This window comes from Chitinophaga sp. 10T418 (genome assembly GCF_056394125.1).
In genome coordinates this window covers 1-21,853 of the sequence record NZ_JBFTHG010000019.1, presented here as the reverse complement: position 1 = coordinate 21,853, position 21,853 = coordinate 1, and the positions used below count along the sequence as shown (strand labels likewise).

The following is a 21,853-nucleotide window of genomic DNA, read 5'->3' as shown; positions in this document are numbered from 1 at the left end:
CGATCATCAAATTATCCGAAATAGCAGGGGTCAGCCTATCCATCCATTTCTTTTGCCAATTACTTTAAATCCCAGCTATTAACCCGGTCAATTCAGACTAAACTCAATAGCGAACAAACAGTGACGCGGGGTCACCTCCACAAGAACCGATTGCTCAGCAACAGGTTCTTGTGGCTTGTTCATTAAAACTTCATTGGCAATCCTGATTTCCTTCAGGAGCTTACGTTTTGCTTTGACTCTTTTCACATTCGTTATGATAATGAATGTCTTTTTTACCTGCAGCAATAATTTAGACAGCAGTCTCGCTCCATTGTAATACATAACCTGGATTCACTTTAATTATGTTTAAGACAACCTACAGTTGTAAGCTTGATAACAGCATCATTAACGCGTTGGCTATTTTGGCATATCCTTCCAACAGCCATGACATGCTGCAATAATGAAATTCACTTCAGAGGAAATTTGCTTCTCGATCTAATATTCAGAAAACAACCAGGCGATCTGCTCTCCAACCCGGATGGTATACTCTCGACTAATGTTAATTACCACTGGTAAAATTTGGGATTAAGACAGAGAACAACTAATGCTTTATTGACCATAACTGCGCGAATATTTGCTCATGATGGATAAATATGACGCTGAATTTCTCCGGCAGGTCACTGGCATAATTACAGGTTTCTCAGGTGCAAAAATAAGCCGGGATGAAAGTTTCCACTTCCATCCCGGCTACATCATGATGCAGTAAACACCATGTAATCAGACTTCTATTTCTTAAAAAGCAGGTCCGTTTTCACCGCTTTCGGCAACATCTCCTGCAACTGCACCACTGGCTTAAAAGGCAGCTTTACCTCATTGCCGGTAATCTGTACATCTTCACAGGCTGTTAAACTGAAAGACACCTTCTCCTTCCCCTCCGGCGCCGTGAAATCATTCATCCAGCTAATCCGGTTATTACGGAAAATCAGGTTCCCTGTGCTCCGTGCCGTGAGTACAGCCGAATTATCGATCCTGAAATTATTGTTTTCTATCCTGATATTCCGGTGTACCATATAGCCCTTTACCAGTGTATGATTTTCCGGTGCAATGGCAATCACATAAGCGGAGTTATAACCGCACCCCTCAAAGGTATTACCAGTAATGGTAACATCCTGCACAGCTCCTGACTCATACCAGCTGCTGGCATCATCCGCTATCAAAATAGCATGCATACCGGTTCTGTAAAAAGTATTGTTGGCAATTACTACTTTCTTTCCCGTTGTCACCAGTAAACCTCTTGTATTCACGCCTTCAAAACGACTATCCCGTATAGTCAGCGATGGTACCCAGGTCGTATTTTCCAGGCAATCACCAATACGTACGCCTGTTGGCATATCCTTGCGGAGCGTTACTTCCATCTCTCTGTCCGACAACATCCGTGCAGTGCTTACCAGGCCTTTGCCATAGCCCTGCAATGCAGCACCCCGCACAAATTCAATACTATCGCCTGCAAAAAAAGCAGCGAAGCCGTACGTCTGGTGATGCATAAAGCGCAGCTTCAACACCCGCGGCGATACGATCTCAGTAATTTGCAAATGTGTGCCATGTACATTTATCGGATCATCATGTAACCCCTTGAAATGTGCGTCCGTAATTTCAATAGTGCCCTTACAGCCTGAGAAGTGCATGCCATCTGCAAAAGAAGCGATTACACGCCCGCTATTCCCGGCAGGTATCACCTGAATATGGCGATAGTAAAGATTTTCAGAAAACTGTGCTACAATACCCAGTCCATGCATATACCGCATATGTATATTTTCCAGGTGCACATTTTTGCTATGTTGAATAAAAGCACCTACCTGATCACGGATACCATCTCTTACGGAAAGCACATTTCCCGGCGCGCCATGAAATTTGGAAAAATCACCAGTGAACTGTACCACACCCCGGGCGATCAGTGCCGCCTTGCTCTTATAAAACGGATCCCAGGAAGAGTATCTGTAAATACCCTGGGTCGTATCTGTAAGGATGGCATGGAATTGTTTCATCCACCATTTCTCTCCATACCATATTAGCCGCTGGTTCACAATAGTAAAACGGGAATCCGGATGTATGGCCGCTACAATAGAAGTTGGAGTAACTGTTTTAAATGTCATCTCCGACATGGAAGGCCGCTCAAAATCAACGCTGATATTGCGCAGTGTCATATTTTCACAATGGTCAAATAACCAGGTGGTCATCTTGCCGTGAAATATAAATTCAGCGCCATTCCCTTCAATCGTCAAGCCTTTGAAGTTCTCGAAAAAAAGCCCGATCGTTTTCAGCTTATCAGGCACTTCTGTTTCATCGGAGGTATTGGAAATAAAATAGGATTTCTTCACCGCACTATCCGGATAAAAATCATAGCGGCCTGCCTGAAATTCAAGCACTGCACCAGGTTGATCTTTACAGGCTGCAATAGCCCGTTGCACAATGATGGTAGCATCGGCAAACGTATTGGGCGCAATTCCTACCGCAACATGCTGTTGTGCGGTGGCCGTCAGTGATAATAATAAGCCTGCCAGTATGGACAGCGGTCGTTGATTCATAAACTGTTTATTTCTATTAAAAAACTTCGGTGGGTTTATTGATATACTGTTTCTTCTTTTAAAGGAAGATAGCTGCAAAGAAAATTTCAGATACCCTCATCATTCCGGCTAATACTATGCATATAAGTGGCGGCCCTGGCAACTACTGTAACAATTTATTGCTGGTAAATGAAAGTAAAGTTGATAAAGACCGTCAAAGGTATCTCATTCACCTCCTGTCCACACACATTATATTACCAAACACTGATGCTTTATTTGCACCAATGGGGAACTGCAATGTCAGGCGACCAAGAATTAGCCCCTATGGTAATCGACTGCTTCTTCGTTCTTCGTGATCCCCTGATAAAATAGATTTTATCCATTACTATTTCATCTGGAATTGAAGCTTATTTAATAAGCTTAACCATAAATAACGCTTATATTAAGAATAGATTTTTGTGGAGCAAAAATAGCCATTCACATAAACTATATACTTTATCGTTTGATAATTGCGTGGTATTAACAAATGGTGCATACAAATACCAACCTGAAACCACTTACTCATCCGGTAACACATTCACTTCCACAACGCCGCATCCCACCAAAACAAATTGCGAACACAGTATTGCATCTGTACGCACCAATTCCTGACACGGTGAGCAATTCGAGAAAAAGACATCTACTAATGGGAAGCACAATTTTATTGTACTTCAAGTGTCCTTTGATCCAATAACCAAATGGCTCTTATCAACTGTTATTTTTCCCGGTATGCGATAATGAAAATTCCCTTACCTTTATTGCAGTGTCTCTACAAAAATAAAGACATGCACAACAAACCGGATAATATATTGTGGCTGCCTCCTTCAGAGAGTATGCATGCAGAATTATAGGCCAGGAGCCACCTACTCAAAATAACCAGCCCAGGAAATACATTGACTGGGAATCGCATTGCGTATGAAACATTACTATCCTATCCGCCTGTTCGTGGCTGACCGTCAGGAAGTATATCTCGAAGGACTTTCGCATATTCTGCAGACCGCACCAGATATAGATCTCCTGGGAACCACGGCTGATGGCAACGAGCTTACCTCCGCGCTTACTATACTACAACCAGACATTCTCCTCACTGACCCCACATTTGATATTGGTGACAACACAACGGTACTGCAATATGTGCCCAAAACACTGCCGAACGTAAACATCATTGCATTATCACTGCTGGATGATGTGCCGATGCTGGGCAGCATGTTACAGGCCGGCGTGCAGGGCTTTCTGCTCAGGCAATGCGACAGGCTGGAGATACTGGAAGCGATTCATGATGTATACAACAGGAAGCCTTATTACTGCCGTGCTATTGCATCACAGGTGATGCGTCTATTTTCTGCGACACATTCTTCCACGCAGCGGGAGCTATTCAGCACACGTGAAAAGCAGATTATTCAACTGATATGCCAGGATATGGTTACCAAAGAAATAGCCGCCAGGCTGGGTCTTAGCAACAGAACCGTAGAAGGCTACCGGTTGCGGATCATGGAAAAGATGAATGTGCGGGGCACTGCGGGCATTGTTGTGTATGCAATCCGGCAGAATATGGTAGAAGTATAAAGAAAAAAACCAAACAGAACAAGCGTAATATTACGTATGGCTAACGGGATAAATACGGGTCATATAAAATGTTAGTCATCCTACCTTTACTTCCGTAATCAAACAACATTTTCCTTAACCATCTAAATCTTATCACTATGGGTTTCCCTTATAAACAGACTACACCGCTGGTAAACTMCGTTTCTGCCACCACCACTGTCAGTATAAACGGAGGCATGCAGATAGCAGTAGTAAAATTTACGTCTGCTGCCGGAGATCTCGGCAGCGTAACACTTTCGCCTATTCAGCCTACAGCAGGCCCTGTAACTTTTCAAAGGGGACAGCAGACCGTAAATCTCAAAAAGGCCACTTTCACAGCAGCGATAGGGTTCACTGATGGTAGCGTTTTTGCAGAAGGAGACGCTACAGATCAACAAGGGAATAACGATACTCCTTACTCCGCCTCCATTGCTGCCTGGAACGCCAGTGGCGATGCAGGCGCTAAAGTTAAACCAAGAATTAAAGAGGATCAGCATTAATATCATAAGATAGATGCCGGTAAAAATAACAGCAGCAACAGGTACTATCCTGTTGTTGCTTGTCTCCTCATTGCTATACGCTCAACAACCAAAGGCTGATTGCCTTCCTGATGTACTTTCTACTCCCGGGAAATGCTCACAACGTATCCTGGGTGATCTGCAGATAATATACAAGATCGACAGCTGCGGTAATGCCCTCACCTGTGTGTTGCTACTGGACACGCAGTTGGCGGGTCTGTGCAAGCTGACTCCCACTAACAACACATATATTTTTGATCTGGAGCTGGGAACAGGACGCGCCAGGGGTTTACTGAAAATGTTGCCTTCACTGCCGGATATGCCGGGCATGCTGAATGGCGATTTCAGTTACAGCGTATACAGTAACCACCAAAGTTTTGTTTTCAAAGGTTTGCTGGCAGCGTGGTATGTCAATGGCATCTCACCACCATGCCCTGCAAAAACCATAAACCGCTGAGTACTATGAGCACCCTTGCATTCAGCAACACTCATTCAGGTAATACATCGCTATACACCACTCCTGAAGATAACGGCTGGTGTGCCTTTGTACTGGCATCCGGTACATCCTCCGGCAAAAACACCCTCAGCCTCAGCGATAGTGTTGTAATCGATGGCTATTATCTTTTTGCCAACAGCACTCCTGCCATCAGTGCAGATACGCTGGTACAGAATATATGGAACTATATTAAGTTCATTCCCAGTGATACACCTGATAACGCAATTCTATGGCTCCATTCCCCCAATGATACCCTTTCATCCGCTAATGTAACGGCGCTGCTCCTGACACAATACAATAAAGGTTTTGCTATCATGCAGCAAATGAACTTCAGCTTCGGTAACAATTATGCATCGCTGTACATAGGTTCCATCAACACCTATTTTTCCGTTGATGCCGACAATGATCGCCTGCTGCTCACCTTCAATGATCCTTCACAGGTCAGCTTCCAGGCCAACACCGTGGCCTCCAGCACAGTTACACAACCCTTTCCGCTGGTACTCCCATTTACCGGTATTGGCAGAGGCTGCATGCGCCTGGTGATAGGCTTCAACCTGGCCCGTGACTTTACCGCTGTGGCCTATGACCTCAGCATAAAATATTTCTATAACAGCACAGCGGATAGCTCCCTTTGTACAATCCGCTATCCACTTGTACCAGACGGCCTTCTCAATTACTTTCTGCTCTGCCAGGCAAGTATCAATCCTGTGGATATGATGAACATACATAAGACAGGAACTTACTTTGCCTTGCTGGGACAAACCCTCTACTCTGATTCTCAGGTCAACACCCACAGTCCTACCTTATTCGATACTTATTATACTGCTGATTATGGTTATCCATTGCAGATGAAACCTGTGGTCAATCTGTCTACCATCAATGGTACTGACAACTATCCCGGTCCCGGTAGCGCCCTGCTCGTATTCAGCCACCGGGATACCGCCGATACACTGTCCTGGTATCTCATACCATCCGGTAACTTCACGCTGGTACTGGACAGCAAATATGCTCCTTATCTCGACAGCAACAAACAGATGCGCTTCATGAATGGCCTCGCCGGCACAGAGAGTGTGAGCTTCACACCAGAAGTGAATGGCAGCACCGGCGATCTGCTGTGTTTCACTCCCAAACAACCTGCATCTGCAGACCGGTTTCCTTTAGCAGGATCCCCCAACCTGGATGAGAATGGTAAGGTCCTTCCCTTGCTCAACAACAGCTACCAGACTGCATGGGCCACCATCCAGCAAGGCAGTAGCAGCAATCCCGCCGTTATCTATCATGCACAACCGGTAGGCGCTTCCCTGTTTGCAGCGGATCAGGATGTGTTTACAGATAAGGAAATACTAGGCAGCTTCATACCCAATGCAGGAGCGCTCTCCCAAACAATCGTATTCCCGATGTCTTCCTATGGCGACGCTACTTCCAGCAATGTACTTACTGACCTTCAAAATTATGAGTTGCAGATCATCAGTGGGCAACGCAAAAATGTAATCGGCGCGAGCCAGCAGCAACAGTTGATACAGGCACGCAGATCTATGCAAACTGCCGCCGCCGATATTGTACCGGGCACAAGTCCACAAGGCTTTTATATCGAAGCCGACAAAACAAGCGGCGTCTGGAAATTACTGCAACTGGCCAGCAATCAGTATCTGCAGAGTGATGGCAATATGTCGCCCCTCTACAAACTTTTCTTCAGCGATCTCGGACATACCTTACAAAGCGCTTACCAGACCAATCAACTATTCAACGTTATTTCTTTCAATCCTACTGTTGACGGCACTCCTGTACTTGGTTCCTTCAGCAATGAAATGTATATGGACGGCTGGCCTTTTATACTGGATGTGCCGCAGCAGAATGTATATGGCCAGTTCAACAATGTGCTGATCTTCAAATTCCGTAACGGTGCACTGACAGATCATATCAGCAATCCACAGGGATGGACTATGGCGGATCAGTTTAACATGACTGACAACAATGGACTCGAATTATTATCAACATGGATACAACAGTATGTACAAACAGGTATTGATAATTACCTGGTGAATAAGGACAACGACTACTATAAATTCTATACGGCGGCTACAGACCCTCAATGGCAGGGAATTCTGGCACTTGCTATCAAAGTGGATGTGCAACATTTCCCTTCAGCACTTCAAGGTCTGCTTGCAGGTATCGACCTCCAGCGGTTCAATGCGCACCATTTTGGCATAGACATGAGCGTAGTGCACAATGATAACGGCGCATTATCCATGTTGCCCGTGAGCGCCCTGTTTGGTTTGATTGATTATGAAGACCAGGTGTTTCTTTCGCTGGGACAATCAGTAGAAAGATACAAGAAAGAGGCGGTGATCAATACAGACGTGGATTATGATTTCAAGGTGCTCAATCTCAAAGTGCTGTTCAACAATGCGAAGGTGGTGAATTTCAACAGCAATATTGCACTTACCATCAACCGGCTTTTCGGTGAGAAAACAAAAGCAGATAACCGGGACAACCTCGTGATACTGCGTGGAGCCTGTGAAAATCACGATGGCGTTCCGGCGTATACGTTTGTGAGTGCAGATGATAATCTCATCTTTCTTGACAGCACGATTATGCAGGATGTAGAAATACAGAAAGCGTCCTTCAGCACCACTGTACCACAAAGTGGTGGTCAGGGCATCGTGCAGTCAGTCTTCTCCTGCTGGGGATTCATCAACTTCAACAAGCTCAGTGATTTTGATATACTCTCCTTCGGGAATGAAGTGAATGGGTTGCCGGGCAGTGCCGGCGTTGCCTGCGCAGGATTGAACCTCGACATGAACTTTCCGCTGGAAACACCATCCACACGTACTTTTCGCTTCGACATCAGTCATCTTTCTGTAGACATAGGTCAGAGTACCGCCCGCAATGATAGCCTGTACAGGCATTTCCCGCTACAGCTCACTGGTATGACCACCGGCTCCAAAGACAACACGCCTGCATCTCAGGGATTCCTGAACGTAACACAATGGATCAACCAACCACAGGAAGGTATTTCAGGTGACTGGTATGGACTCGTGTTCACGCTCAATATGGGCACACTGGGAGCATTGGCATCAGCGGCAGGTTTCAACACTACCTTCCTCGCTGCGTGGAATGTAGGCGGCAGTGGCACTGCTGCTGCGCTGAAGCTCCCTGGTGTAAATCCGCAGGCGCCTTTCTTCAGCCTGCAGGGTGTACTAAAACTGGATATCGGCTCCGTATCCTTATCCCTGGCAGATGGCAGCGGTCCTGGCAAGGCGGCCTATCTTATGAAGATCAACAATATTGCAGTAAAACTGCTCAGTCTTTCGTTTCCACCAGGAGGCAATATCGGCTTCTTCCTCTTTGGTAATCCTGATCAGGGTGCGCCACCAGAGAGCCTTGGCTGGTATGCTGCCTATGTAAAAAAATGACGCTGTTAAATATCTATCTTATGTTTCCCCTTTCCCTCAAAATAAATCTGCGCAGCATTATATGCTGTATGTGCCTGCTGGCAACGTTTTCGCTGAAAGCTCAAGAACTACTGGAAATACATCATATCAATATAGAAAACGGCGATGCTACCATGATTCTGATACATGATACAGCAGCGAATACCTTTCCAGCGGGCATATTGATTGATGGAGGCATAAAAAATTCCCTGGCCTTCCTCAGCAGTTATTTTAAAAATTGCTTCGGTGACTCTGTGCCTGTAGCACATTTTAAATATATGATCCTAAGCCATCATCACACAGATCACTATATGGGTTTTAAATCATTGGGGACCCGCACATTCATCAAGGTGGATACCATCATTGATATAGGCGGCTATAAGTTCACCAGCAGCGCCTACGCGGCAATAGCTCCTCCGGACTCCAGTGGTACGGCACTTAAAAGAGGTGGTGATGCAACGAATTTCAAAAAGGTGTATCTGGGTGCGCTGAAAAAGGCCTACGACAGCAGCCTGCTGAAATCCAGAAGTAAGGTGATCACCTCGTTTCCCCGCGATATAGGAAAAAGCATTACCGTTGGTACTGTCAACGGTGTCCCTGTAACGCTTACCTGCGTGGCCGCCGCGGGCTATACCTATACAGGAATCCGAGATTCCCTTACACATGACTCCTCCAGGCAAAATAGTCCCAATGATTATTCCCTTGGGTTTGTACTGCGGTATGGTGAGTTCCGTTACTTCACCGGCGGAGACATGGGTGGTGAGAAGGGGCCCAATTTCATCGACCAGGAAACTACATTGGTAAGTGGACTGGACACACTGCTTCATCAACCCAGCTACAGCTTTGATTCCACCGCCGCACCGGATAGTGTTACAGGACATATCTGTGCTTTCAAAGTAAGCCACCACGGCAGTGATCACAGTACCAAACCTGTATTCATGAAGATACGGCCTGCGGTAGCTGTCGTCTCCGCTGGCGACCAGAAAACCTGGGCATTGCCCAATCCCGCCTTTCAACAACGTCTGGACACCACGTGGAAGCCCCTTTCCAGCCGTGCAGACAGCACGCGGCCTTTCGGCATATTTGATCGGGGGCTTTACATCACCAACCTATACAACTTTAAAAAGCATGGTACAGAGAGGGACAGTTGCCTGAAATATGCGGTGCAGTTATTTGCCGGCCGCACAGACATGCAGCTTCAATATGGCAATGATTATGATACAGCAGGTGTGGCAACAGGCTCGATGACAGGTTCCAGCAGAGATCAGCGGTGTAAAGACAGCTATATACTGACTGTTGAGCCGGATAATATCACCAAACAATCCGTCTTCTACTTATACACGACCAATTATTGGAAGGGTGTCATCATTCGCTTTTTGGGGGCTTATAAGTGCCATCGCAATGAGCGGGATTAAAACATTCATTCATCATCATTCAATAATAACAAACAATGTGCTATCAGCAATTATATAAACTGCTTCACAGATACGGTTGCTGCCTTTGCCTCCTGCTGCCGCTGTACATGGCGGCCCAGAACAAAATACTGGAAATTCATCATATCAATATAGAGAATGGCGATGCAACAATGATAGTAGTGCATGATACTGCCAACAATACCTTTCCGGTGAAGATACTGATTGATGGCGGCAATTCGGGAACAGACAGGTTCCTGCAAAACTACTTCACCAGTTATTTTGGCGCGGCCAATATGCCGGTAACTTTCAAATACCTTATCCTGACACATTTCCATAAAGATCACTATGCCGGCTTCAATAAACTGGGCAACGGTACTATCTTCAGAGCAGACAGCGTGATAGATCCGGGTGGATATACATTGGGTACTACCTACGGCCCTATCAACCCGCCGGAAGCCACTCCCAACAGAGGTGCCAAAGCAGCCGGTGATGCTTCCATATACAAGAAGGCATTGAGAGATGCGTTCAATAATAATTACCTGCTATCGCGCAGTCTCGTGGTCACGTCTTTCCCCCGCGATATAGGACAAGTGCTGAAGATAGACACTTTGAACGGCGTGCCTGCTACACTGAAATGCCTGGTCAGCTCCGGTTATACATATGGCGCTGGTGGCACTGCCGTGGATGATGGCATTGCAGGTCGTAACAATGCCAATAATTTTTCCCTGGGATTTATACTTGAATATGGCCAGTTCCGCTACTTCACAGCCGGAGATATGGGTGGATATAATAATAACGACTGTTCTGCCTACATTGACCAGGAAGTCACCGTGGACGGAGGCTTCGATACGCTTTTCCATACTAAAAGTTACCGCTTCGATAGAAATGCGCATGATGTATCTGCCATTGGTCATGTCTGTGCTTTCAAAACAAGTCATCACGGCAGTGGGTGCAGCTCCAGCCCTGACCTGATGAAATTCACTGCCTGTGCGATGTTTCTGTCCGCAGGTTATATGTCGAAATGGGGACTGCCTGAACCCACCTTTCAGAAACGTATAGACACTTTATTTGACCCACTCTCTGAATGGTCTTCCGCCCAACGGCCAGTAGGTGTTAATAATCGCGGAATCTATATCACTAACCTCTATAATTTCCCCAGTGGTACAAAGAAGTACTGTCGTTCTACCGCTATCGGCTTGTTTGCCAATAAAGACAGTACAGACTTTAGTTATGGCAATGATTACAGCCCACAGGGTGTACATGGCAACAACCAGTACCAGAGCAAGGAAGTGAACTGTAAAGATAGTTATGTGCTGAAAGTGGAACCGAATAATATCACGACACAGAGCCAGTTCTACGTCTTCCGCGTGAATTATTACAAGAACGTCAATCAACCCTTGTCTACGTTTCAGTGTCATCGTAATACACCACCATAATCACTGTTGTTATCGATAAAATACTTTCTTCCTAATCTTATTTCCATAAAACAGTCATCATGGACCTCCAGCAACTAGCCAGCAACCTGCAACAGCAGATACAAACCAACGGCACACTAACGCTTACGCCTAGACTAATACCCAGCAACCGGTTCCCGTTCCTGTTGCAGATGCTGTCGCTGCAAAACATGGTGTTTACACTTACTCCGGCTGATATCACTGTGAAAGATAATATCCTGTCTGTTTCCGGGAAAGTGAACCTGTATAACCAGGATAATGACGGCATACTGCAACTGATCAATACGCGGGGCGAAATACTGGAAACAGTACTGGATTCCATTCTTAACAATCTGTCTATACCACAACTGTCGCAGATGGGATTGCTGCCATTGAACCGGCTCGCTGATCCCACTATATTTCCCACTATTGCTTTCCCGGGCATTCAGTTAAATGCTTCTTCGGTTACCTATGCCATGACGCTTTCCGTACTTTCGTCCAACATCGATTTCCCCATTATTCCAGGTGCAGGAGGGCTTTCACTGAAAGATTTCGGTTTTGCGGTCCTTACGTATGTCAATCCAGTCAATAATCAGCGAACACCCAACCTCACCATCACCGGCGTTTTCCGCATTGGTAAAACTGATCTGTCTATATCGCTGGCAGTGCCGATCAACAACAATATGCCGGCTAACCAATGGTCATTGACATTTTCCACCCAGCAGACCTTACTGGGAGGTATATACGATATTCTCGGCTTATTCCCTGGTATGAATGTGCTGGGCAGCATGCCACCCGATGTAGCGGTGTTGAGTAATTTCGGTATCACTCAGTTGAGTATTCTTTTTAATCCGTCCATACAGAAGATCTATGATGTAACGGTGATTATCTCCAACCCGCATCCCTGGCAGGTGGCCAGTGGCTTTGCTATCGAGCAGCTACGCGTTACGATGCAGTTTAACAGAGTACCGGCGAAGCCTACCTTCACACTAGAGATTGATGGTGTATTTAATATGCAGATGTCTTCCGCTACAGCAAACCTGGAAGTCCATGCGCACCTGCCATTCGGCGAAGATGAGTGGCTGCTTGCTTTCACTGCCGAAGTGGAGATCGATAAGTATAATGAGTTTTTCATTGCCCTGCCGGGGCTTTCAGGCACACAGCCCCCCGCGCTGCCAGTAGATATTACTTTTGACAGCTTCAATCTCAATACCCTTGAAATCACCTACAACACTACTTCCCGGCAAATCAGCCGCATCAACTTCGATATATCCACACAGGTAGATATTAAATTTTTCAATGTGCTGGATATTGTGGACCCAGCTATGGCGTTGGATATAGAGAATCCTTTCTCCTCCGCCGACCGCACCATCAGCGGGTTTATCAGCACACAGCTTAACATCGTTGACATTCCGCTGGAACTGCGCGCAGAGAAAGCAGATCCTTCCGCAGGATGGACTTTCAAAGGCGCTATGCTGCCCGATTCCAGCATCAACATCATGAAGCTGGTGAAAACGTTCCTCTCCTCGCTGGGTATCACCAACCTGCCCGCCTGGTTAGATCAGGCCTCGTTGAATATCGAAGGGGTTAACGTTACCGTATACACGCCGGCGCCGGAGGCAACAGATCAGAAAAACAAATATAGTGTAGGCGGCACCGTTAAATGGCAGCTCAATTACCAGAGCTTTGTATTGCCCAAACTCACCGCTACCTTGCAGATGGATTATGTGAATGGCAATGCTTCCGGTATGATCACCGTGGAAGCCCTGCTGCTGGGTATGAACTTCAAGGTGGGTTATAAGTTCGGTACACCGGATACACAGGTATACCTCGAATGGGAAGGTATTGTAGCGCAATACCAGCATGATAATGGGAAGAATACAGACACTATCACGGTTGTATTCGGAAAGATGTCGCTGGGAGAGATCATCACGCATCTTATTGCTTCATTTGAACCGGGCTTCACGCTAGCAGCTCCCTGGAATGTGCTCAACAGTATTAATCTGAATGGCTTGTCGTTTGTATATGTAAGAAATATCAATGATCCATCACAGAGCAGTCTGAAAGTAGTTTATAACAGCAATGTAGACCTGGGCTTCCTGCAGCTTTCTGCCATCACGCTTACGAAAGATAGTACCGGTGTATATCTTGGCTTTGAAGGCAAGTTCCTGGGCATGACTATCAGCAGCGGCAATCCTGAAACTGCGCCACTGGCGGGCAAAGGCAGTGATGTGCGCAACATGCCCGGAGTACCGGGTATGGGCAGCCAGTTCTTTGATCTTCGTTTCCTGGGTATGGGCCAGCATGTGGCATTTACCAATCCTGGTAATATCAGCGACATGCAGGGTGCTATCGACACCATGAAGAAATCATTCTCTGATACCAATGGTCAACCTAACAGCGTACCGATCAAACCTGACAAACAAGGCTCCCTGTATTTCGATCAGAACAGCCACTGGCTCTTCGGCGCAGACTTCACCGTAGCAAAGTTCTACAAGATGGCGCTGATCTTCAATGATCCTGAGTTGTATGGTCTCCTGATCAGCATCGATCCCACTGCGGCTTATTTTGCCAACCTTTATTTCGAAATTCTTTATAAGAAAATAAATGACAACATCGGCATGTATCAGATAGATCTGCAACTGCCAGATGTTTTCAGGCATCTTGAGTTCGGGGAAGTATCCATTACGCTTCCTAACATCGGGATCAAGATCTATACCAATGGTAACTTCTATCTCGACTTCGGCTTCCCTGCCAGCATTACAGACTTCTCGCGTTCCTTCACCGTGCAGGTATTTCCGTTTACCGGCTCCGGTGGTTTTTACTTCGGCTGGCTGAGTGGTGCTACCGCTACCAATATCCCAAAAACTACCTGCGGCATATTCAATCCCGTAATAGCCTTTGGATTGGGGCTGCAATTGGGTGTGGGCAAAACAATTGATGAAGGTATTCTGAAAGCAGGGCTGTATCTCACTGCTGTAGGCATTTTCCAGGGAGTGATTGCCGTCTTCCATGCAACACCTGGATTAAGTGGTGCTAAAGACGATAACTATTATAAGCTGCAAGGCACTTTCGGACTGGTGGGTCATATCTATGGCGAAGTGAACTTTGCTATTATATCTGCACGAGTGGATATATTGGCTTATGTGTATGTGAGTATTACGATAGAAAGTTATATGGAGATACCTATCTCCTTTGTAGCCGGCGTATCCGTTTCACTACGAATCACCATCAACCTGGGATTATTTAAAATACACATCAACCTCAGTTTCAGCGCTACTATCAGGGCACGGTTTGTGATCGGCAGCAATCACCCACAGGATGCAGGCTGGAACGGATGTCTTACCGGTGGCAATTTCCCGGCATACCACCGCCTTGGCGCAGACCTGGCTGTAACATTAAACTGGCAGCCAGTTTCACCGGATACCGGCACCAACTACCTGCTGGATCTATATGTGATCCCACAGCTGACCGTTTCCGGAGAAGGCGCTACACCTGGCCCACAATACAACATGATATTTTATATCGACACCGCCTCCGCCAATATTGCCAACACGGTGAACGGTCTTACCGCTCTCAGCACCGGCGTGTTGTACTGGTGTCTCAGCGCGCTGGTCAGCAATGGTCGCAGCAGCGTTCCACTGAGCTGGCTGCAAACACAACAGATCAGTACTGATCAGCTACAGGTGCTGTTATGTTATTTCAACACAAGGCCGGATAATGTAGCACCATTCAACTACAGTAATACAGCAGGACATGATGTTATTTCATTCCTGAAAACCTTCTTCAGCGTACAGATCACCGCTACAGATCCTGCTACCCAGCAGGAGCTGCAGGCCGCCATCTTCCCTGCCCTGCCACCACTGCTGATGCAGACAGATTACAACGGCGCTAAAGGAGCGCAGGTGAACTTCGCCACACAGAGCATGACCGGCAGCAATGGTTATATCAGCGCCGTTTCGGGCATACTGCGCACACTCAGTATGGACGCAGAAAACAAGCTCACTGCTGATTACTACGGTAACGCCTGCACGCAGGTGACTGACCCCGACTATCAGCAGCAGCAGGACCTGAGCATGCCTACTGTTATCTTCACAGATTTCATCGCCCTTGTGGCCAAGACGTTCCTGCAACATGCGCTGGATTATATGCAGGCCAACAAGAAAACAAGTCTGGATGCCGAAAGCCTTGTCAATGCAGTGGTTACAGCCGCCAATGTAACACAGACCGGCAGCATGTCTTCGAGGTTCCTGTTATATGGCTTACGCTTACCGGCTCCGCCAAATGCGGCCACCGGCGCCATTACACCACTGTACCAGCTTACAGGCCAGCAGTTCCCACTGCCTGCGGCGCTCAAAACCGGTGATACTTTTAGTATGAACATCACCAAAGATGCAGCAGCCACCTGGATTTCCTTTAATCCCGGCAATGCAGCTTCTCTCAATATCACCATCAACAATGATGAAATCACCCGCATCAATGATATGCGCAGTGTAGTGTTGTCGCCCACCCTTGAATCCGGCTCACCGGCTGCTATGGTGAACTACCGCGATACGCCGCAGGCCTTTACGCTCAACAGTCCGGCGCTGTGGCAATACCCCGGCGATTACTTTGCTGGCGTAAGCGGAAATCCTGTGCTGTGGCTGCTGCCACAAAACCTGACCGATGTATTTGCATTGCATGCCGGTATATCCATTCCTTTCTCCCTCCAGACCATCAAGCCCTCCGGCGATGGCAGCGAGAAAGGAAGTATCAGTCATCTTGCCTGGGCCACCACTGTGCCGGTTACGATACAGCAGATCTCTGCCGGCTCAGCACCCGATACACCGCTTGCCGGCAACATGTACAACCTCACCGGTGCAGACGACAGTGGTGTGGTACCATTACAACAACTGATCATCTTCCTTAATACTACCCGCAAAGGCGACGACAGCTTTATTGCACAAATACAATTGTTGTATGAACCTGACCCGACAACAGATTCCGCCGGAGGTAATATCTCCGCTGCCAATGGCGCTTTACAGCTGGCTATTGTACAGGCCAACCTGAGCACGGAAACCAACCCTACAGGCACATCCAGCTACCTGAAAGACAGCGTGACCAACACTTACAACACGCTGAACAAACCGGGCATCTTCCTGCAACTGTTGTGGGAAAACAGCATTGTGAGATCAGGTGGATTTTATCTGTACTACCGTAGCTCCGACGGCGATGGCATTCCACCCTACCTGTTCAATAAAGACGGCGTAGCACGCCTCACGCTGGTGGTCACTTATACGGATCTGCTCATACAACCTTTTGTGAACAGCGTGGTAACCGGCGATCAGGTGGATACTTCCACTACCAGTGTATATGCCCAGACAGCCAGCATTACCACCCGTGTAGCTACCATACCGGTGGGCACCGTGGGCTATACAGTAGTACGCAATAATCCGGGAGAATACAATCCTTCACAGCAACCACCTACAACCGCCGACAACCAGGTATACCTGCAAAACCAGTTCAACCTGCTGGGCACTACACTACCCGGCGTGGCCGCCTATCAGAACCTGCTGCCAGCCGGTCCTGCGGATACACTGGATGAAGACCAGGTAAATAAACTGCGCGCTGGTGAAACACCAAACCTGAACACCGACTACTGGAACTATGCAGCTGTGATCCCTTACTACAAATATGTCCAGCCTTCCGGTACAGACCCGGACTATCCTAATCCGTATGGGGGCATCGGCGCTACTGTGCAGATGCAGCTTAACTGGCAGGATATGTTTGGTAACATACCCATGAACAACGTGCAGCCGTTGACATTATCAATGGCATCACTGTATACCGATCCGCTCATCGCCATATCACAATGGCCTGCCGTATCGTCCTATTACCAGTTTGCCCAGAACGCCGGCAAACCCGAAATACAGCTCAGCTTCTGTTTCGACAAAACGAAATACACCGGCAGCAAAAGCCAGAATAATGCTGCCATAGACCTCGAAACCTACATGCGCCTCTATTATCAGCTGGTAGTATGTACCGATGTGAACATGAGCTTCCGCTCCTCTATTGACGGCAGCACTGCTGTACCGGAGGGCTCCACTCGCAGTATAAATATAGCCGCCCTGAACACCAGCTTCCTCACACCGGTGATCAGCTACCTGAAGAGCATAGTAGCCGCTACCACCATAGACAGCAATAGCATCCTGTATACTATCAGCAGCCCGGTGGATACCGCCACGATTGCGAGCTATGCAGATATACTGCCATTGACACTAACAGCAACGGTACAACGCACTTCACATATAGATCCGGCTTTTGCCAACACTGCCGGTATCAGCAGCGCACAGACCACCGTGCCGCCGCAATCCAAAGGCACCCCCTGTGGCAACGGCAACGATGATTCCTTGTCGCTCACCCCATTTGCACAACAGTTTGAAGCGGCCTTCAAAGATCAGCCGACCGCAGGCATCACGCTGAAACTGGCGACAGGCACACCGAAGGAAAGTGAAGACAAAATACCATCCCTCTGGATGATAAGACTGGACAGCAACGGAAAGAGTGGTATCAATTTCAACTTCAGCCATGCTGCAGTATATTTCTTTGCACCCGTACCGCTGGCCAACAACCTGTTGTCGTTCAGCAGCAACAACTATCCGTATGCAAGTGGACAGCCATATCCCGCAGGGGCCGCAGTGACGCAGCATTTCAGCAGCATAGACCTCGACAACTGGGGATTGCAGTTCCTCACTGCGGTAGATAGTTTCCTCAGCCCCGCCTATGCCGTGCCCGCCTTCCTGTTAGACAACGGCGTATCATTGGCATCACTACTGGCTGAAAAAGAAAACATCGCCAATGCTATCGAAGGGACCATCGACTATATCATAGATCCGGGAAGTACCCCACAATCCAACATCGGCAACGCACAGGACAAATGGAAACAGGTGATCCTCCAACTGCTCTCTAACGCTTACCGCTATACGACAGCCGTGCAGACACCCGCCACTATCAACTCCGGATGGACAGGCAGCAACAATCAGCCCCCGGAAGCGCCCTATGTGCCTGCATTGTACGGCAGCATGAAAGGTACTGATCCTTCCCTGCCACCCGGTACACCGCCCAATACTTCCTATTCCCTGTCCAACGCTAAAGTGCCATTGGGCAACGGGCAATCATGGCTTACGTATATGTTTGAATCGAAAGACCTGCCGGCCAGCCGCAGCTTCAGCTTCACAGACATGCGTTATGCCATAAGTCACCTGGAATACCAGTTACAACCTGTTGATGGTATCGAAGGCTACATGGCTTCGTCCTGGCTGACCTTCATTATCCCGCTGGATAACAGCCTGGGGGAGACAGGCAACATCACCATACCGGTTCCCTTGCGCGCCTATCCTACACCGCCTTCCATCCTGAGCCAGGGACTTCAATATCCTGTCAACAGTAGCAGCGATCCTATAACCATCGCTGATACACGAGCATGGAACTACCGCTATGTATACCAAAACCAGTCTGCCGCACAGGATACCATACACACGCAGGTTCAATTCAATATCCCTGCATCCAGTAACACTTTCCTGTCACGGAACCTGGATGAATCGCCTACACTGGATCAGGCATTATCTCAGTTCATGTCCGTGTATCCCGCCATGCTGGATGATTTCAATATGCACCTGCTGACACTGACTGCTGATGATGTAACGAACAACACACCGAATGCGCAGGCTGCAAAGAATGCCGTAGCAGCTTTCATCAAGGTCGTAACTGTAGTGGCTAAGGCATGGAGCACCTGGAACCAGATACATCCACGCACCAAAAAACTGGTGAGTCACGGACCGCTTAGCCTGGCGTTGTCGCCGTATACTTTATCATATACTATCACAGAAAACAAAGAGCCGGCTACCAATTATCTCAGCATCACCATTACGAAAGATAGTGGCAATAGCGTGCCGATGGTTCCATTGGTCAACATCAGCAATTACACCGCAGAGCCGGTAACCGGTCAAAGTAATACCTGGACATACAAAGATGCAAATGGTGACTATCTCCTGTACGCCGACAGGAACAAAGATCCTGACAGAGAAGTGGTCATGCAACAGCTGGATATACTCCATGAACAAAACAGCTGGTCAGGCGCCAGCATCATCCGCAATGAGTACCTGATACAGAATAATAATGGAACGTGGCAGCCCACCAATCAACGGTTCATCTATCAGACTCCGTGGGTGCGCTTCTTCGACAAGCTGGTACCGCTACTCCACTGCAACCGCGCCGTAGATATYGCCACCATCAACAGCAACGTCTTCCCTGCGCCGCAGCAGAGAACCCTGCAGGAGAACATGACCCAGCTCTTCATCGCCCTCACCAATGACGTAACGTTAACGGATATACTAATTAAATTACACGTCAGCTACCAGTATACCAAACCGGGCACTTCATTCATAATAAACCTGCCTGTATTACTGCTGGCCTCTACGGAAGTAAGTATCGCAGATAAAGGACTGGCAGTAGCCATCATGATAGCAGACGCGATGAAGAAATGGAAGGATACTCATATGCCGGAAACCAACAAGGCTCAGTACAACCTGGATATGACAGTTTTCTCTGATGATAGCACAAGACCAGTGTTGCAAGTGCAACTGTACTTGCTGATAAGTGGACTGTAATGTATATGATTAAAGTAGTTATTATGATGAGCGAAGATCATATTATTTTATAAACGTGAATAATCAATCGGTATATTGGCTTCGCTGGCACCGTTCATGAAGAGTTGCGCATCTTTCCGGTCATGCTGAATTCTCAGGATGGATGATCAGGAGTACGTGAAATATATCGCTTCTTATCATCCGAAATCAGGCAGCCTTGTTTATATGGAAAATTTCCAGCCACCCTGTTATTGCTCCAGGCTTCGCAGTTGGACTTGCTATGCTGGGGAATGCTTCCTTTATATAATGAAAGTAGATTCCTTCAATGTCCGTCATCTCAGAAAAATGGATATTGCCCTCACCTTCCACATCCCCCTGAAATTCCAGATTGGGGCTAACATGATGATTACTTCACGACTAACATGAATCGCATTAATATTTTAAAATATTTTAAATATTAATTTATTTTATTATTTTTAGGCCAGACGGAAGCCTTTACATACACTGTTTTCTGTAGCAATTATGTTCCTGACCTATAACTTACTGACTTAAAAAAAATAATCAACAGCCAACATTAAAAGTCCCTATTACAATGAACACTTACCTTATTATCGGCGGAATCGCCTTGTTATTTATTGTATATATGCTCGTTTTAAAAGCGAGGATGAAGAAATATAATAATAAACAACTAGAAAGTTTCAATACCAATCATTCAGACAAACCATTAACTGACGAACAAAAAAGGCTGCTTTCATTTGGCGGAATTTTGTTTTACTATAGAGGAGAGAAAATCCTTGGAATCAAACCAGAAAATAATTTGAATGAATATATCGGCGGATTAAAGCAGCAATGGGAAATAACAAACGAAACAACGGCGAAAGAAACTTTAAATGGTTTAATATCATTACAAAGAAGTAATGAATTTGAAGCTATTTTTCTTCAGTCAACAAAAGAATTAAGCATTACTCAAAAAAATATTTCAAAAGGTTTAGGACTAGACCTGGATAGAATTGCTCAAGTAAAATCTGCTTATGCCTGGGATATTTGCAGGGCTGTATCATTGGCCAAATGGTGCTACTGGACTGGCTATTTAACGGAAACCGAAACTTGGGAAGTCATGAAAAAAGCTTCGGAAGTAGCAACTGCAAAAAGTGATAACTGGACTGATTATACCATTTCTTTTCTATTAGGCAGGACAATACAAGGGTTTGACTTAGATGAAATAATAGTAGAAAGCAAACAAATATTAACAAGCAAGGGGCCAGCATTGAGAAAAATTGAGGATATAGATATATATACAAAGTACCCGTTTATAAAATCGTAATACGATAAATCTTTGACAAAACATTGATTCCAATAAGCTCCGATGTTTTGTTTTGGTATTGCCTGGTTTGTTTTGCATAGGTTGTAAACCACAAAACCATTTACTGATACGCATTTCAGAAAAAGGATACAGTAAATCTAAATTTATTTACTGTATCCTTTTTTGTGGCACGACTAAAAATAGTTAGATTATTAGTCCAGGTGACCTCTCTTAACAGGGGTATAAGCTCAGGAGAAGATTCATATGCCTCATAAAACTGTTTCATACGCCATAGATTCTTGTCGGAGAATCGGTAGTATTACATAAAGTGTGTCACGGTGATTAAAGATTAAGTTTCAAACGTTCGCTAAATATAATTGATAATTGCGCCAATGTCTGATTCCAGTTGTGTACAGGCTTGTTCCACTTGGCACATATATTTTCCTGGACAAGGAATAAGA

At 46.5% G+C, this 21,853-nt stretch carries 9 protein-coding genes and 1 pseudogene; 8 read left to right on the top strand and 2 right to left on the bottom strand.

Annotated elements, in window-relative coordinates:
* Window positions 1-764: 764 nt before the first annotated feature.
* On the bottom strand, window positions 765-2,564 hold the full coding sequence (locus AC1DCV_RS33295; protein WP_477027218.1) for a right-handed parallel beta-helix repeat-containing protein: 1,800 nt from the start codon (window positions 2,562-2,564) through the stop codon (window positions 765-767).
* A gap of 933 nt (window positions 2,565-3,497) precedes the next feature.
* Here AC1DCV_RS33295 and AC1DCV_RS33290 point away from each other — a divergent pair.
* The 8 genes from AC1DCV_RS33290 (at window position 3,498) to AC1DCV_RS33255 (ending at window position 21,413) form a co-directional block, all read left to right on the top strand.
* On the top strand, window positions 3,498-4,148 hold the full coding sequence (locus tag AC1DCV_RS33290; RefSeq protein WP_477027217.1) for a response regulator transcription factor: 651 nt from the start codon (window positions 3,498-3,500) through the stop codon (window positions 4,146-4,148).
* Between the two features lie 137 nt (window positions 4,149-4,285).
* Entirely contained in the window at window positions 4,286-4,666 is a 381-nt protein-coding gene (locus AC1DCV_RS33285) for a hypothetical protein (protein WP_477027216.1), read from the top strand.
* 13 nt (window positions 4,667-4,679) lie between these two features.
* On the top strand, window positions 4,680-5,141 hold the full coding sequence (locus AC1DCV_RS33280; protein WP_477027215.1) for a hypothetical protein: 462 nt from the start codon (window positions 4,680-4,682) through the stop codon (window positions 5,139-5,141).
* Between the two features lie 5 nt (window positions 5,142-5,146).
* The gene (locus AC1DCV_RS33275; protein ID WP_477027214.1) at window positions 5,147-8,596 is read left to right on the top strand and encodes a hypothetical protein; all 3,450 of its coding nucleotides are present in this window, start codon (window positions 5,147-5,149) and stop codon (window positions 8,594-8,596) included.
* A gap of 20 nt (window positions 8,597-8,616) precedes the next feature.
* Window positions 8,617-10,029, top strand: coding sequence for a ComEC/Rec2 family competence protein (locus AC1DCV_RS33270; protein ID WP_477027213.1), 1,413 nt, complete (start codon window positions 8,617-8,619; stop codon window positions 10,027-10,029).
* A 35-nt stretch (window positions 10,030-10,064) separates the two neighbouring features.
* Window positions 10,065-11,465 carry a ComEC/Rec2 family competence protein gene (locus AC1DCV_RS33265; RefSeq protein WP_477027212.1) on the top strand — a complete coding sequence of 467 codons (1,401 nt, stop codon included), beginning with the start codon at window positions 10,065-10,067 and terminating at the stop codon, window positions 11,463-11,465.
* Window positions 11,466-11,524: 59 nt separating this feature from the next.
* Window positions 11,525-20,110: a hypothetical protein gene (locus tag AC1DCV_RS33260; protein ID WP_477027211.1), complete on the top strand. Its 8,586-nt coding sequence runs from the start codon at window positions 11,525-11,527 to the stop codon at window positions 20,108-20,110.
* 571 nt (window positions 20,111-20,681) lie between these two features.
* Window positions 20,682-21,413: a DUF1266 domain-containing protein gene (locus tag AC1DCV_RS33255; protein ID WP_477027210.1), complete on the top strand. Its 732-nt coding sequence runs from the start codon at window positions 20,682-20,684 to the stop codon at window positions 21,411-21,413.
* 115 nt (window positions 21,414-21,528) lie between these two features.
* On the opposite strand, the pseudogene AC1DCV_RS33250 reads toward AC1DCV_RS33255, so the two are convergent.
* Window positions 21,529-21,690 (bottom strand): annotated as a pseudogene (locus tag AC1DCV_RS33250) (hypothetical protein); the annotation flags it as partial.
* Window positions 21,691-21,853 lie beyond the last annotated feature (163 nt).

Excerpts from the sequence above, each read along its gene's own strand:
- AC1DCV_RS33280 (WP_477027215.1), top strand. The coding sequence starts at position 4,680 with ATGCCGGTAAAAATAACAGCAGCAACAGGTACTATCCTGTTGTTGCTT.
- AC1DCV_RS33290 (WP_477027217.1), top strand. The coding sequence starts at position 3,498 with ATGAAACATTACTATCCTATCCGCCTGTTCGTGGCTGACCGTCAGGAA.
- AC1DCV_RS33295 (WP_477027218.1), bottom strand. The coding sequence starts at position 2,564 with ATGAATCAACGACCGCTGTCCATACTGGCAGGCTTATTATTATCACTG.
- AC1DCV_RS33275 (WP_477027214.1), top strand. The coding sequence starts at position 5,147 with ATGAGCACCCTTGCATTCAGCAACACTCATTCAGGTAATACATCGCTA.
- AC1DCV_RS33270 (WP_477027213.1), top strand. The coding sequence starts at position 8,617 with ATGTTTCCCCTTTCCCTCAAAATAAATCTGCGCAGCATTATATGCTGT.
- AC1DCV_RS33265 (WP_477027212.1), top strand. The coding sequence starts at position 10,065 with ATGTGCTATCAGCAATTATATAAACTGCTTCACAGATACGGTTGCTGC.
- AC1DCV_RS33255 (WP_477027210.1), top strand. The coding sequence starts at position 20,682 with ATGAACACTTACCTTATTATCGGCGGAATCGCCTTGTTATTTATTGTA.